14 protein-coding genes are annotated in these 14,594 nt (G+C 69.0%); 3 read left to right on the top strand and 11 right to left on the bottom strand.

Annotation, left to right across the window (positions count from 1 at the left end):
• Positions 1 to 110 precede the first annotated feature (110 nt).
• The gene (locus FHR90_RS08935; protein WP_246330136.1) at positions 111 to 2,750 is read right to left on the bottom strand and encodes a TonB-dependent receptor plug domain-containing protein; all 2,640 of its coding nucleotides are present in this window, start codon (positions 2,748 to 2,750) and stop codon (positions 111 to 113) included.
• 446 nt (positions 2,751 to 3,196) lie between these two features.
• On the opposite strand from FHR90_RS08935, the gene FHR90_RS08930 reads away from it, so the two are divergent.
• Positions 3,197 to 5,833 (top strand): TonB-dependent receptor plug domain-containing protein, encoded by a 2,637-nt coding sequence (locus FHR90_RS08930; RefSeq protein WP_246330135.1) that lies wholly within the window; start codon positions 3,197 to 3,199, stop codon positions 5,831 to 5,833.
• 39 nt (positions 5,834 to 5,872) lie between these two features.
• On the opposite strand, the gene der is transcribed toward FHR90_RS08930, so the two are convergent.
• The 3 genes from der to FHR90_RS08915 are packed head-to-tail and all read right to left on the bottom strand — an operon-like array spanning position 5,873 to position 9,452.
• Positions 5,873 to 7,345, bottom strand: coding sequence for a ribosome biogenesis GTPase Der (der, locus tag FHR90_RS08925; protein WP_183275075.1), 1,473 nt, complete (start codon positions 7,343 to 7,345; stop codon positions 5,873 to 5,875).
• Positions 7,345 to 8,724, bottom strand: a complete 1,380-nt coding sequence (locus tag FHR90_RS08920) for an outer membrane protein assembly factor BamB family protein (protein ID WP_176626460.1) — start codon at positions 8,722 to 8,724, stop codon at positions 7,345 to 7,347. The genes der and FHR90_RS08920 overlap by 1 nt, the downstream gene beginning before the upstream one ends.
• On the bottom strand, positions 8,721 to 9,452 hold the full coding sequence (locus FHR90_RS08915) for a tetratricopeptide repeat protein (protein ID WP_183275074.1): 732 nt from the start codon (positions 9,450 to 9,452) through the stop codon (positions 8,721 to 8,723). The genes FHR90_RS08920 and FHR90_RS08915 overlap by 4 nt, the downstream gene beginning before the upstream one ends.
• Before the next feature lie 107 nt (positions 9,453 to 9,559).
• On the opposite strand from FHR90_RS08915, the gene FHR90_RS08910 reads away from it, so the two are divergent.
• Complete coding sequence (locus tag FHR90_RS08910; protein WP_176626342.1) at positions 9,560 to 9,964, top strand: hypothetical protein; 405 nt, start codon at positions 9,560 to 9,562, stop codon at positions 9,962 to 9,964.
• 131 nt (positions 9,965 to 10,095) lie between these two features.
• Here the strand turns inward: FHR90_RS08910 and FHR90_RS08905 are convergent, their stop codons facing one another.
• Complete coding sequence (locus FHR90_RS08905) at positions 10,096 to 10,470, bottom strand: hypothetical protein (protein WP_176626340.1); 375 nt, start codon at positions 10,468 to 10,470, stop codon at positions 10,096 to 10,098.
• Positions 10,471 to 10,581: 111 nt separating this feature from the next.
• Between FHR90_RS08905 and FHR90_RS08900 the strand changes: the two genes are divergently transcribed.
• Positions 10,582 to 11,391, top strand: a complete 810-nt coding sequence (locus FHR90_RS08900) for a creatininase family protein (RefSeq protein WP_183275073.1) — start codon at positions 10,582 to 10,584, stop codon at positions 11,389 to 11,391.
• Here FHR90_RS08900 and FHR90_RS08895 read toward each other — a convergent pair.
• The 6 genes from FHR90_RS08895 to FHR90_RS08870 all read right to left on the bottom strand — a co-directional run bounded on the left by FHR90_RS08895 (position 11,373) and on the right by FHR90_RS08870 (position 14,423).
• A complete protein-coding gene (locus FHR90_RS08895; protein ID WP_176626975.1) occupies positions 11,373 to 11,825 on the bottom strand; it encodes a DUF2147 domain-containing protein in 453 nt (150 codons plus the stop codon). The genes FHR90_RS08900 and FHR90_RS08895 overlap by 19 nt on opposite strands.
• The gene (locus FHR90_RS08890) at positions 11,818 to 12,288 is read right to left on the bottom strand and encodes a DUF1178 family protein (RefSeq protein ID WP_183275072.1); all 471 of its coding nucleotides are present in this window, start codon (positions 12,286 to 12,288) and stop codon (positions 11,818 to 11,820) included. The genes FHR90_RS08895 and FHR90_RS08890 overlap by 8 nt, the downstream gene beginning before the upstream one ends.
• Before the next feature lie 18 nt (positions 12,289 to 12,306).
• The gene (gene grxC, locus FHR90_RS08885; protein ID WP_176627173.1) at positions 12,307 to 12,582 is read right to left on the bottom strand and encodes a glutaredoxin 3; all 276 of its coding nucleotides are present in this window, start codon (positions 12,580 to 12,582) and stop codon (positions 12,307 to 12,309) included.
• A 32-nt stretch (positions 12,583 to 12,614) separates the two neighbouring features.
• Entirely contained in the window at positions 12,615 to 13,421 is an 807-nt protein-coding gene (locus FHR90_RS08880; RefSeq protein ID WP_221188239.1) for a ComF family protein, read from the bottom strand.
• Positions 13,422 to 13,432: 11 nt separating this feature from the next.
• Complete coding sequence (locus FHR90_RS08875; protein ID WP_183275071.1) at positions 13,433 to 14,056, bottom strand: hypothetical protein; 624 nt, start codon at positions 14,054 to 14,056, stop codon at positions 13,433 to 13,435.
• A gap of 97 nt (positions 14,057 to 14,153) precedes the next feature.
• Positions 14,154 to 14,423, bottom strand: a complete 270-nt coding sequence (locus FHR90_RS08870; protein ID WP_176624603.1) for a DUF2312 domain-containing protein — start codon at positions 14,421 to 14,423, stop codon at positions 14,154 to 14,156.
• Between the last annotated feature and the right edge of the window lie 171 nt (positions 14,424 to 14,594).

Genomic DNA, 14,594 nt, shown 5'->3' with positions numbered 1-14,594 from the left:
GCGACGTGTCGATGAGAGGGCGGTCGATAAGCCCTCGCCCGCCCCCTGTCAAAGAAAAACGGCGCCCCGGAGACCCGGAGCGCCGCCTGCCGTCCGACCGGGCGGTCGGATCAGAACGTCAGGTTGACACGGCCATAGTAGAAACCACCGGTCATCGGCACCTGCGCAGAGTCGATGTCGTAGTACTGCACGCCGAGATAGGAGGTGATGCCGGGCATCCTGCGCGGACGGATATTGAACAGGTTGTTGCCGCCCACCGCCAGATGCAGGTTGTCGAGCAGGCGGTAGCCGACCTCCAGATCGGTGGTCCAGCGCGGCGTGTTCTTGAACTCGTAGAAATACTGGTTCGAGTACTGCAGGTTCGGATCGGTCTCCTGATCCTGGTAGGTGACGTTGTTCTTGGTCTGGCCCCAGCGGGTCTGACGGACGTTCACGTCGAACTTCTGGATCTGCCAGAACGCGTTGAGGATCAGCTTGCTGCGCGGCGAGGCGGTGGTCAGCCAGCCGACCGTCTGCGCATTTGCATACGGGTTGTGGTCGGGCGTCGAATCGTTGCCGATATGCGTCACCCGGGTGCGGTTGAGGTCGAGATCTGCCGTCCAGGTCACCCGGCCCCACCGGCCGAAGCGGGTGAGATAGTTCCAGTTCAGATCAAGGCCCTGGGTACGGGTCGACACGCCGTTGGCGAAATACTGCGCGCTGACGTCGGCGTTGTTGGCCGCCGAGAACACCGGCAGCACGGTACCTGTCGCCTCGATGGCCTCCGCGGCGGCATCACCGGCCAGGCCACCGGCCAGCACGACGCGGTCGCGGATGTTGATCTGGTAGACATCGACGGTGACGGTCATGTCTTGCACCGGGGCGAGCACGATGCCGCCGCCGATGTTCCACGAGCGCTCGGGCTTGAGCGGGATCGCGCCGATCGCGGAAGCCGCGGGCGAGTTGGCGGCGAGAATGCCCTGCGCGCCGGTCGGCGAGACGTTGAGGGCGGAGAAATGTTCCTCCGCCAGCGTGGGGGCACGGAAGCCGTTGCCGACCGTGCCGCGGACGGCGATCTGCTTGGTGAAGTCGTAACGGGTCGAGACCTTGCCGGTGAAGGTGTGCTGGCTGTCGGTGTAGTATTCGTAGCGGCCGGCGAGATCGAGATCCCACTGCTTGAGCGGGTGCATGTCGTCGTCGATGTAACCGGCCCAGACATCACGGTGCCATTGCCCGGCATTCGACGGCAGCAGACCCGCGAAGCCCTGGGTGCCGCCCAGCAGCCACGACGCCGGATCACCCGAACCGAGCTTGTAGTCTTCCATGCGCTCTTCGGCGCCGAAGGCCAGCGTCATCGGCATGCGGAAGACGTGGAAGGCGCGGCTGAAATCGAGGTTGTTGGTCCACTGGCTGGTGATCATCGTCTGGGCGCGCACGGTGGTCGGCGTGTAGCCGCCGAGATATCCGTACTGCAGGATCGCGGCATAGTTCGCCGCCGTGTCCGGGCTGTAGAGGCGGGTGTTGGCGGTGTTCTTGTTGCCGATGTCGAGATTGTCCTGGCCCCAGGTGGTGGACAGATCGACATGGAAGCCGAACATGTCCGGCGCCTTGAGGCCGAGCGTCGCACCATACTGGTTCTCGTAGACGGTCTCGAGCGGCGAGAAGCCGATCGGCCATACCTGCGGCAGCCGGGTGGGCGTGCGGTAGTTCTCGTAGCTCTCCGCGTAGCGGCGACCGTAGCTGACGAAACCGTAGGTCTGCAGCCCGCCGATGAAATCGGGCGCAACGGTGCTGCCCCAGGCGAGTGATGCGGTCTGGCGGGTTTCCTCGGGCGTGGAGAGGATCTTGTTCGAGTTTGCCGGGAAGCCACCAGCCGCCGCACGGTCATCGACCGTATTGGTCACGAAATGGTCGGCGTGATAGCTCTGGAAGCTGGCATGCACGTAGCCGTCATTGCCAAAATAGAAGCCCTTGTCGGCGTCGAACTGATACTGCCAGCCGTCGCCATTGTAGGCATTCGCACCGGTCAGGAAGGAGACGCTGCCGGAGGCGTTCTTCTTGAGAATGACATTGACCACGCCGGCGATGGCGTCGGAACCGTATTGGGCGGCCGCGCCGTCGCGCAGCACCTCGATATGGTCGATGGCAGCGGCCGGGATCAGGTTGATGTCGACCGGGGTCGCGCCGCCTTCCGGGCCACCATCGGCGGTGATGTTGGAGGTGCCGTTGCGGCGCTTGCCGTCGATCAGCACCAGCGTCTGGTTCGGATTGAGACCACGCAGGCGGATCGAGCTGGTCAGGTTGGCGGTGTCCGCACCCATCGCCTTGGTATTGATCGAGGCATTGGTGGTGATCAACGCGCCGACCAGGTTGGGCTGGCCGGTGCGGGCGAGCTGCGCGGAGGTGATGACATCGACCGGAGTGGTGCTGTCACGCGCCTTGCGGCTGACACGCGAGCCGGTGACGATCACGGATTCCGAGGTGTCGACCGGTGCCGACGAGCCGCGACGGCGCGACACCACTGCCGGCGCCGGCATGCCCGGCTGGGGCGAGGACGCGGCCGCGGCTGCGGCCGTTGCGGCCGGGCCTGCGGCGGCTTTCCGGTGCGAGGCGACCGTCTTCTTCTTGTGGTGGACGGTGTGGGTCGTGGTGCTCGCGGTCTGCGCCTGTGCTGCCGCTCCCAGCATCGTGAGGGTCAGCGGGCAGACACCGAGCAGCAGGGCCAGGCGCCAGCGGCGGTTCTGCGCAATGCGCGTGGCGGAGGTTGGCATGGGTTTTCGGTCTCCCCGGTATCCAGCAAGCGATTTGGACCTCCCGCCACACATCGGCAGCGAGATATTCACGCTACCGTAGCAATTCCCGTGCCAGATCGAACCAGAGTCGAATCCAAAACCGGAAATGAACCGCCACGCGCCCATCCCCGCCCCGGTGGAAGCGTCCTTGGGTCTGCTAGGATCGTCGTTTCAGGATCCGATCCGACAACCCTGATGCAGGGATGCCGAATTTTCGGGCATCGATTGCATAACGATTGCGCGCGGACCGTTCGCACTCCGCACCGCCGGACGCATTGTGCCGGCGCACGTATCACTTCAACCCAAGTGGTTACATTTAAGCAACAAGACAGCGGGGATGCGCAACGCTCTTTGTTCGTTTATTGCAATAATCACGAATCCGTGACGGTATGCCTCCCATTCGAAATCTCCAGGAGACCGACACGATGCGGATGGCCGCCACGCGCAGATTGCAGACCCCGGGATGGCGCCTCGCCCTGCTGCTCGGGGCCTGCCCGGCGATCATGGCCGCATCGTCCGTTGCAGCCCTGTCGCAGACCACCGCGCCGCATGCCGTGCACCACAAGAAGAAGCCGGCGGCCCACAGGAAGGCCGCCGCAGGCCCGGCCGCAACGGCCGCGGCCGCGTCCTCGCCCCAGCCCGGCATGCCGGCACCCGCGGCGATCTCGCATCGCCGCGGCGCGTCGGCACCGGTCGACACCTCGGAATCCGTGATCGTCACCGGCTCGCGTGTCAGCCGCAAGGCGCGTGACAGCACCACCCCGGTCGATGTCATCACCTCCGCGCAGCTCGCCCGCACCGGCCAGCCGAACCTGGTCGGCGCGCTGATCACCACCAACGCCTCGATCAACACCAAGTCGATGGGCCAGGACACCGCCAACCTGACCAGCTCGATCCGCATGCGCGGCCTCAACCCCAACGAGACGCTGGTGCTGATCGACGGCAAACGCCGCAACGGCACCTCCAACATCACCGCTGATGGCGGCCCCGAGGCGGGTGCCACCCCGGTCGACATCAACCTGATCCCGGCCGCCGCCATCGACCATATCGAGGTGCTGCGCGACGGCGCGGCGGCGATGTACGGCTCCGACGCCATCGCCGGCGTCGTCAACGTCATCCTCAAGAAGAACGCCTCCGGCAGCGCGTCTTTCCTGACCGGCGCGAACGCCTACAATGGCGATGGCTGGCAGTATCAGGCCGATCTCGACAAGGGTTTCTATTTCGGCAGCGACGGCTACGTGCATGCCAGCTTCCAGAGCTTCCACGCCGACCATTTCGTGACGAAAACCTTTGACCTCCGCTCCCTCAGCCCGGCCGCGAACGGCGTCTTCCCGCCCGATTCCAACAAGATCCTCTCCACGCCCGAGGAAACCCGCCAGACCGCCTCGCTGAACTGGGGCAGCACCGTCGCGCCGGACGTCTTCGGCGGGCTGCAGACCTATGGCGTGATCACCTATGGCCGCCGCTACGGCGAGAGCTACGAGAACTACCGCACGCCCACCCGTCTGCCGCAGGTGTGGCCGATCGGCTTCTCGCCGCTCGAGACCATCTTCGAGAACCAGTACAGCGCCGTGCTCGGCCTCAAGGCGCCGGACATGTTCGGCTTCCATGTCGATCTGTCCACCACCTGGGGCCAGGACAATCTCGACATCGGCAACAAGAACACCGCCAACACCCGCCTGTACGCGCCCGGCACCGCGGCCAATTTCGCCGCCATCCGGCCCTACGGCTATCGCGGCGGCTACACGCCCACCACCGTGCGCGCCCAGACGATGATCAACAGCCAGTGGACCAACAATCTCGACTTCAGCCGCGCCTTCCACGTCTTCACCATGCCGATGACACTGGCCTTCGGCGCGGAAGAGCGCATGGAAGACTACAAGCTGGGCGCCGGCGATCCGGCCTCGTGGCTGCTCGGCGGCACCCAGGGCTTCGCCGGCCTGCTGCCCTCCAATGCCGGCCAGTGGCATCGCGACGTCTGGGCGGCCTATGTCGATGACGACGTCCATCCGGTGAAGCAATGGGACGTCGATCTCGCCGGCCGTTACGAATACTACACCGACAGCCAGCACACCTTCACCGGCAAGGTCTCCACCCGCTACGACTTCACCAGGCAGATCGCCATCCGCGGCACGGTCGGCAACGGCTTCCGTGCGCCCACCCTGGCGGAGGAACATTTCTCCGCCCTCAACGTCTCGCCGACCGGCGCGCAGGGCATCCTGGCTGCCAATTCGCCGGGTGCCGCCTCGATCGGCGCGATCCCGCTCAAGCCCGAGCGGTCGTGGAACATCGGCGGCGGCATCGTGCTCGCCCCGGTGCGCGACATGTCGGTCACCGTCGACGTCTACCAGATCAACATCCGCGACCGCGTGGTGCTGGCCGGCGGCCTGTCGGGCGATCCCGCCGCGGCCGCGATCGTCGCGACCGGCACGCAGCTGCCGGTGTTCTCCAACAACAGCAACGCCAATGTCAGTGCGCAGTATTTCGCCAACGGTGTGTCGACCCGCACCCAGGGGCTGGATCTGAACTGGAACTACCTCACCCGCTTCGGCCAGTTCGGCCGGGTGACCTGGAGCGCGGATCTCGACCTCAATCGCACCCGCGTGACCCATGTCGGCAACGATTCGACGCCGCAGCACGCGCCTTACGCCAACGCCCAGACCATCGGCTGGCTGACCACCGCGACGCCGCGCAGCAAGCTGATCCTCAACGCCCTGTGGCAGATCGACAAGTTCGACGTCAACGTCCGCCAGACCCGCTGGGGCGAGACCAAGAACAACGTCAAGTACCAGGATCAGGAACCCAATCCCGTCCTCCAGTACTCCAACGTCTACTTCTACGAGTTCAGGAACACCCCGCGCTGGACCACCGATCTCGAGGTCGGCTACAGGCTGCTCGACAACCTGCATCTGGCCATCGGCGGCGATAACCTGTTCAACATCCGCCCGCGTCGCAAGCCGCTCGTCGTGACCAGCCTCGGCGTTCAGTACTACGACAACGACTCCGCCCAGGTGCCGATGACCGGCGGATTCTACTACGGCCGCCTCAACCTGACGTTCTGAGCGGTCCCGGGCGGGGTCGTCCCCGCCCGGCCCCTGTCATCAGTCATCCGCATAGGGATTGCGCGTGCCGCGGCACTGCAGCCGGATCGGCACACCGGGAAGGTCGAAACTCTCGCGCAACCCGTTGACCAGATAGCGCCGGTAATCCTCCGGCATCTGCTCGGCCCGGGTGCCGAACACCAGGAAGGTCGGCGGCCGCGCCTTGACCTGCGTCATGTAGCGCAGCTTGAGCCGCCGCCCGTCCACCAGCGGCGGCGCATGGCGCTCGAGTGCGGCCTCGAACCAGCGGTTGAGCGCGCCAGTCGCGACCCGGCGGTTCCACACCGCCAGCAGCTTGCGCACCGCCGGCAGCAGCCGCTCCACCCCCGCCCCGGTCATCGCCGAGATGGTGACGACGGGGATGCCCTTCATCTGGGCCAGCGAGGTCTCGAGCCGGTCGGCCACTGCCTGCCGCGTGACCGAACGGTCCTCGACCGCATCCCACTTGTTGAGCACGAGGATGCAGCCGCGCCCCTCGCGCTCGATCAGCCGCGCGATCTGCAGGTCCTGCTCGTGCACGCCCTCGGTCGCATCGATCACCAGCACCGCGACCTCGGCCATCTTCAGCGCCTCGATCGACGCACTGACCGACATCTTCTCCAACGGCGCCTCGATGCGTGCCTTGCGACGCAGCCCGGCGGTGTCCACCAGCTCGATCGGCCCCTCGGCATCGGAAAGCTGCACGGCGATCGAATCGCGCGTCAGCCCCGGCTCGGGGCCGGTGATCATCCGCTCCTCGCCGAGCAGCCGGTTCAGCAGCGTCGACTTGCCCGCATTCGGCCGCCCGACGATGGCCAGCCGCAGCGGCCCGGGCGGACGATCGTCGGGGGCCGGGGTCTCGTCATCGGTGGCGTCCGGCACGGGTGCAAGCACCTCCGCCTCCTCAGGCTCCACGGCCTCCGGCTCGGGCGGCAGCCGGTCCGTGATCTCGCCCATCAGATCGGCGATGCCCTCACCATGCTCGGCCGAGATCGCCACCGGGCTGCCCAGGCCCAGGCTGTAGGCGTCCATCGCGGCGTCCGCGCCCGCGCGCCCCTCCGCCTTGTTGGCGACCAGCAGCACGGGCCGGCCCTGACGACGCAGCCAGTCGGCGAAATGCGCATCCGCCGGCGTGATCCCGGCCCGCGCATCGACCACGAACAGCACCAGATCGGCCCCGGCCACCGCCGATTCCGACGAGGCCCGCATCCGCCCGGCCAGCGTCTCGGGAGCACTTTCCTCCAGCCCCGCGGTATCGATCACCCGCACCCAGCGGCCGCGCAGCAGGGCGGTGCCCTCCTTGCGGTCGCGCGTCACGCCGGGCGTGTCGGCGACCAGCGCCTGTCGGCGCCCGGTCAGCTTGTTGAACAGGGTGGACTTGCCGACATTCGGTCGCCCGGCCACCGCCACCACCGGCAGCACCGCGCCGACAGGCGGCTTCGGCCGTGGCCTGGGCCGCTCGGGCTCGGACCGGCCGCGACTGCGCTGCGCCATCAGGCGCGGCCGTAGGCGGTCAGCTTGCCGTCATGGGTGACGACCAGCATCACCCCCGACGCCGCCACCGGTGCGAGGGCCGCCGGCGCGGTCAGCTTGACGGTGGCGATGATCTTGCCGTTCGCCGCATCCACCGCGATCAGGCGGCCGTCATCGGAGGTCAGATGCAGCTGGCCGCCGGCGAGCAGCGGCCCGTTCCAGGTGATCGCACCCTTCTGCTTGTTCGGCTTCTTCCAGTGCGGCAGATCCACCGCCCAGCGCACCGCACCCGTGGCCGGGTCGATCGCCGCAAGGCGCTGCTCGACGGAGAGGATGAACAGCCAGCCATTGGCGATCACCGGCTCGTCCTTGCCGGCCACCGCGCGCTCCCAGATGCGGCGCCCCGAGCGCAGGTCCACGGCAGTGAACACATCGCCCATGCTGATCAGATAGACCGTGCCATCCTTGATCAGCGGCAGCGCATGCACCGAGGCGAGGTCGGTGACCGACACACGGCCATTGCCGGCGCCGAGACTGTCCGACCAGATCTGCACGCCGCTGTCGGCGCGGAGCGCGACGATGTCGCCCGAGCCGAAACCCGCGACGACGAAATCGCCGTCGATGGCCGGTGCCGGCTGGCCGAGCGTGATCGTCGTCGAGGGCGAGGCCTGGTAGGACCACAGGGTCTTGCCGGAAGCCGCATCGAGCGCGATCAGCCGCTCGTCGATGGTGCCGAAGAACATCCGCCCGTCGACCACGCTGGGTGCGGAGCGGCCCGGCGTGCCGATATCGACCGACCACAGCTCCTTGCCCGAGCCCGCATCGAGGGCGAGCGCGCTGGCCATGCCGTCGACCACGTACACGACGCCGCCGACCACGCAGAGCCCGCCGCCCATGTTGGAGCTGCGCGACTTCTTCGGCTTGGTCGCATGCGTCCAGACGCTGTGTCCGGTGCGCAGGTCGAAGGCGCTGACCAGGCCGACGCCGTCCATGGTGAACACACGCCCGCCGGCGACCACCGGCTCGGCGGTCAGTGCGGCGCGCCCGCTGTCGACGGAGCCGATCGACACCTGCCACAGCCTGGCCGTGCCGGGCAGCGCGACATGCCCGACGTCATGGCTCGGCACGCGGCCGGCGATCGCCCAGTCGGGATTGTCGAGCGGGGCGCCGAGATCGACCGGGCGGACGTCGCCTGAGGGTTCGAGCCCGTCATTCTTGGTACCGAGCACCGGCTCGCGCTTGCCGATCACCGGCACCTTGTCGTCGTCGTCGAAGATATGCGACAGCCAGGTGCAGCCGGCGAGAGGCATCGCGGCCGCGCCCAGCAGCACGCTGCGCCGGGCCAGACGCCCCGCCTGCCGTGCGGCCGAAACCGTGTCGCGTGATCGATGCGTGGTCATCCCGCCTTGCCGCCCGTTGTGGTTTTCGCGTGGTTGTCGTCAGCAGAGGCGGCCGGCGCGGGCAGCGTCTGCAAAAGCCCCTGGGCGCGCTGGCGCGCACCTTGCGGCGCATCGGCCGACATCGAGACCTGGGTCAGCAGGGCGCGCGCCGCCGCCTGATCGCCGGCCCCCAGATCGGCCAGCGCCTCCGCCTCCTGGGCCAGCGCGCGCCAGGGCGCGCCCGGCGCCTCGAGCGGTGCGAGACGTGCCTTCAGCGCCGGCAGGGGATCGGTACCGATGCGGCTGCTGCAGTCGAGCAGAGTGGCGAGCGAACGCTGTGCGGCCGGAGCCGCGTCATCCGCCTCGACCTGCACCCATTCGGCATGGGCGGCGGCGAGGTCGCCGAGTTGTGCGGCAAGACCGGCCACGTGCAGCCGCGCCAGCACCGCGATCCCGTCCGGCGCGTCCCTTGCCACGGCAGCGAACGCATCGCGGGCCTTGCCGGCCGCCGCGCGGTCGAGCACACCGCCGGGGCTGGCCTTCTGGGCGAGCTGGTCGGCGGCGAAATAGGCGGCCGATGCCGCCTCGGCACGCTGTTCGGCACGATGGCGCAGATATTGCCACAGCCCGATTCCGGCCAGCAGCAGCACGATCGCGGCGGCAATGACGGGCGCGAGGCGACGGGCCAGGGCGACAGCACGCTGGGCGCGCAGATCGTCGTCCACCTCGGAATCGAAACTCGTCAACACCGCACCCCGTCCGTCGAAGGCGCGGACCATAGCGGCGCGCGGGAGAGACCGCAAACGTCCATGCCATGCTCTCGGCTTAGCGGTTTCTTAACGGATCGCGGCGCTCAATGGCTGCCATCGTGACGAACCGCTTCCCCCTGTTGTGGCTGATGGTCTGTCTGAGCGCGCTGTGCGGCTGCGTGCCCGGCACGGTGGTGCCGGTGGCCGGGCTCGCCGGGCTGGACATCGCCGCCTTCCATCGCTCGGTGCCGGACATGGTCTATTCGGCCGTCACCGGGCGGGACTGCTCGATCGTGCGGCTCGATCGCGACGAAAGCTACTGCAAGCCACCCCCTGCCCCGCTGCCGCCGCAACCCTACTGCACGCGGAGCCTCGGAGGCGTCGATTGCTGGGCCGCCGGGGCGGACATGCCCAATCAGGCGCCACAGCTCGCCCAGGGCCGCTACGGACTCACCCCCGAGCAGCAGCGCTGGCAGACCGCCCCCTGGCCGGCCTCACTGACCGCAAGATAGATGTTCTTTCTTGAAAGAAAGAACCAAAGACCTTCTGAAAGTCGCAAGCGGTTCGGAATCTCCAAGCACACCCGCTCTCCCCCGAAACCTTCAAAAGTCTTTTTGCTTCTTTTTCTTCAGAAAAAGAAGACCTACTTCTTCAACTTCGCCCCTGCCGCCTTGAGCGCTGCCGAATCCCTGGTAAAATTCGCCGTGATCCGCCCCTGGATGGTGCGCGCCGACGCGCTGATCGCCTGGTTCTGCTTCACCGCCTCGGCATTGTTGGCCGCCTGCTCGGCGCTGACCTCGCGCACCAGGCAGTCGTTATAGGTGCGGGCCGCCTTGGCATAGGCGTTGAAGGCATCGACCGACGCGTTGTACTGCTCGACGGTGCCCAAATGCAGGGTGGGCGCGTCCGGCTCGCTGCCGCATTTCGACGGCGACCAGCCGGCGGCCTGTGCCGTGGCGGTGGCCAGCCAGCTTCCTGCGGCGAGCAGGGCCGCGGTACGGAGGAGGGGCAGGCTCATCGACAATTCTCGCCTTTCGGGCTAGCGCTCAGCAAAGTGCTTTAGAAACTGTCACTTGCAGCCCCGGACCGCAAGACCATGTCCCATCGCGGCAACCATGCCTCTGTCTTGATGTCCGCCTTGCCGGCCGCGAGCGTGCGCGCAGCCCTGTTCGGCACACCGCCGGCAACGGTGATCCTGCCGTTCGGCAGCCATGAGGATCACGGTCCCGGTGTGCCGATGGGCGATTTCCGGCTGGCGGAGGCAATCGCCGCGCGAATCGCCGAGCGGGCGCGCGCCGACGGCCATCCCGCACTGGTCGCACCCGCGGTGCCGTTCGGGGGTGCCGACTTCTTCTCCCTCGTGCCGGGCGGGCTGACGCTGTCGCCGGCGACGCTGCGGGCGGTGATCGACGATCTGCTCGGCGGGCTGGTGCGGCAGGGCGTGCGGCGGATGCTGGTGATCAACGGCCATGGCGGCAGCCTCGGCCCGCTGCTGGATGCGTCGCGCGCGCTGCGGCACGCGCACGGGCTGCTGGTGCCGACGCTGTCGATCTGGAAGGCGGGCGCGGCGCTGCTGCGCACGCAGCTCGGCGAGACGGACGCGGCCGCCCGACTCGGCCATGGCGCGGACCCGGTGCGCAGCGTCAGCCTCGCGCTGTTTCCCGACCAGACGGCGGCGGCTGCGCCGCCAGATCGGGCCGTGCCCGACGTCGGCGGGCTGCCGATCACCTCGTTCTCGACGCTGGGCCTCGACGGGGTGGAGATCGACCTGCCGCTGGAAAGTGCCGAGGTTGCGCCGGAGGGGCTGTTCGGCGGCGACCCGTCGCTGGCCGACGCGGCAACCGGGGCGGCGCTGGTCGAACGGCTGGCCGGGATCGGCGCGGCGCTGATCGGCAGGCTCGATGCGCTGAGTGCGGCGCTTCAGCCCGGCAGGATGTGACAGGCGGCGGTCAGCCGACCGGAAAACCGGGTCCAGCGCTGGCTGGCCCCGAACAGCGGCACCAGGATGTAGCCGCGCAGCCTGACCGCATCCGGCCCGTCCGGGCGCAGGGTGGCGTGATAGACCTTGCCGCTGTCGGGATCGGTGATGGTGCCGTTGAGCACGCCGTCCTCGTCGGGACGGAAGTCGCGCATCAGCGGCCAGCCGCATTGCGGGGTCTTGGCATAGGTCAGCGGCATCGCGCCGCTATAGTCCATGCCGACCAGCGTGCCGCAGACGGCATCGCCGCAGGGCGCGACACGGACCACGCCGTCATGCTCGGGAGTCCAGAACGTACCAAGCACGGCGTCCCGAGGCCCGGCCCAGGCGGGCACGGCGAGACAGAGCCCGGCGACGGCGAGGCTGGCGAGCCAGCCGAGGGTGCGCTCAGCCATCGGCGCGGGCAACCCAGGGGATCACCGCCACCTCGACACCCTCGTCGGCGAGGCGCTCGCGCTCGGCCTCGGTGGCGTCGCCGTGGATGGAGCGATGCTCGATCTCGCCGCGATGCATCGCCAGCGCCTGCTCGGCGAAATCGGGGCCGACATGCTCGGAGGTGCGCTCGACCTCCGCGCGCAGGCGTTGCAGCGCGGCGCGCACACCGTCGGGCATCACCGCCCGGGTCGGCATGGGAGTCGCCACGGCGGTCGGCACGGCGGCGGCCGGGACCGGCACCGGTGCCGGCATCTCTGCCCGACGTGCGAGAGCGGGTGTCATCAGCGCGCGGTCCACGGTGGTGGTGCCGCATTCCGGACAGGCGAGCTGCCCGTCGCGCGCCTGCGCCTCATAGGTGGCGCTGTCACGGAACCAGCCCTCGAAACCGTGACCGGTGGCACAACGCAGGCTGTAGCGGATCATCGTCGCCCGGGCGGGAGATCAGGCGGCGGCTGTCGGGCCGGTGGCCAGCAGCGGATCGAGCCCGCCGGCACGGTCCAGGGCGACAAGATCGTCGCAGCCGCCGATATGGCGTCCGTCGATGAAGATCTGCGGCACCGAGGTCCGCCCGCCGGAGCGCTCGCGCGCCTGCAGACGGGCCTGCGAACCGCTCGGCGCGTCGATCTCGGTGACGCTCACACCCTTCTTCTCCAGCAGGCCGAGCGCGCGGGTGCAATAGGGGCACCAAGGCTGGGTATAGATCTCGATCAGCGGCATCGCCGGGCCTTTCGTGGTGTCGGAGCTATCATCTAGGTCAATCCGCCGCCGCGGCAAGTGTCGGGGCCATGCTCGGGCACGGTGCGGGCGGCGACCAGCAGGTCGACCGAGCGCGCACCGGCGGCGAGCAGGGCCCCGGCGCAGGCATTGGCGGTGGCGCCGGTGGTGAGCACATCGTCGACCAGCACGATGGCGCGGCCGCGCAGCCGGTCGGCACGTCGCGGATCGACGGCAATCGCGTCGCGCATGGTGGCCGCGCGCGCCCGCACGCCCTGGCCGGCAAGGCTGGCGGTGCGATGCGGCCGGCGCAGCGCATCGACGAGGAGTTCGCGCCCCGACAGCTTGCCCAGCCGTCGGGCGATCAGGGCGGCCTGGTTGTAGCGGCGGGTGAACAGCCGCCAGCGGTGCAGCGGCACCGGCACGATCAGCTCCGCCGCCTCCAGCAGCCGCGCGCCGGCGCGATACATCTGGGTGGCGAGCAGGGCGGCGTTCTCGGTGCGGTCGGCGTATTTGAGCGGCAGGATCAGCCGGCGCGAGAAGGTGTCATAGACGAAGGCGGCGCGGGCCGAGCGCCAGGCCGGTGGGTCGGCCCGGCAATCGGTGCAGACCAGACGGCCGTCCGTGCCGGTGGCGGCGGTGAACGGGCTGCCGCAGGCCGCACAGCACGGCTCGACGATGAACGGTGCGCGGCTGAAGCAGGCGGCACAGAAACCGCCATGCCTGCCCACCGGCGCATCGCAGCCCTGGCAGACCGGGGGCAGCAGCAGATCCACGCCCGCTTCGGCGATGCGGCGGACGAGGCGCAGGGCCGGGCGGCGCGGGGCGATCGCCTGCGACATCGCCGGCGGGCTCAGGATTCGCGCGGCGGCCAGCGCAGCCTGGGCTCGTGGCGGGGGGCATCGCCGCGATCGGGCTCCGGCGGCCGCTGGCCGCGCGGCGGCGAGGACAGCCGGCGCTGGTAGTCGTCATGGCCGTAGGCGTCGTCAGGGGCGGGAGCCGGGCGTGCGAGCGGGGGGCGCGGCGGCAGCGTCGGGCGGTAGGCGGAGTCCGGCGCCGGCGGCACGGGCGGCTCGCGCCACGACGTCTCGTCGGGCTCCGGATACGGTTCGGGATACGGTTCGGGCGGGCGGGGTGCTGCGGCGCGCTGCGGCGGCATGCGATACGCCGTATCACCGGGGGTGCCGCGGGTCACCACCGCCCCGGGCGCCACATCGGGCGCCGCCTCGCGCGCCATGGCGCTGCGCAGCGCCTCGTAGCGCGCCGCCGAGATCGGCTCGGGCATGCGCTGGGCGATCATGCGCAACTGCGCCTGCACCTCGTCGAGCTGTTCGGTGGCATAGGCCAGCCTCGCACGCAGGCCGATGACGATGAACGGCGCGATGACCCAGGCGATGCCGACGACCACCGCCGCCAGCCACAGCAGCATCTGCGCCCACCAGGGCATCCAGTCGGGAAGAATCGCGGGCAGGGTCATCGCGGCAGGATAGGACGCGGCGAGGGGCGCGGGAACAGGTGGTTTGTGACGAGGTGTTAACGGGTCAGGGCGGTCGCGGTGCCGGCCGCGCGCACCCTCACATGCCCAGCGCGCGGCGGTAGATGTCGAGCAGGGTCTCCTGCTCCTCCACCTCGGCCGGCTCCTGTCGGCGGATGCGGATGATCTGACGGATCACCTTGACGTCGAACCCCGCCGACTTGGCTTCCGAGAAGATGTCCTTGATGTCGCCGGCCAGCGCCTTGCGCTCTTCCTCGAGGCGCTCGACGCGCTCGATGACGCTGCGCAGCCGGTCGGCCGCGATGCCGCCCACCGCGGGGTCGGATTTCGGCAGGTGGGGGCTGTCCATGCCCGCGTCGAGGTCATCATCCGCCTCATAGGCCATGGCAGCTCTCCTTGGGTGATCGTGTTCGGGTGGTCCGGTTGGCCCGCGGGGGTAGCCTGTCCCGGGCGCGCGGGTCAATTGCCGATCCGCCGCCGCTTCGACTAGGCTCGCCGCGCACCCCAAGGAAAGCTCTCC

The sequence above is a fragment of the Endobacter medicaginis genome (assembly GCF_014192375.1).
Classification (GTDB): Bacteria; Pseudomonadota; Alphaproteobacteria; order Acetobacterales; family Acetobacteraceae; genus Endobacter; species Endobacter medicaginis.
Note: the sequence above shows the minus strand (reverse complement) of the source record. Positions and strands in the feature narration are given on the sequence as shown.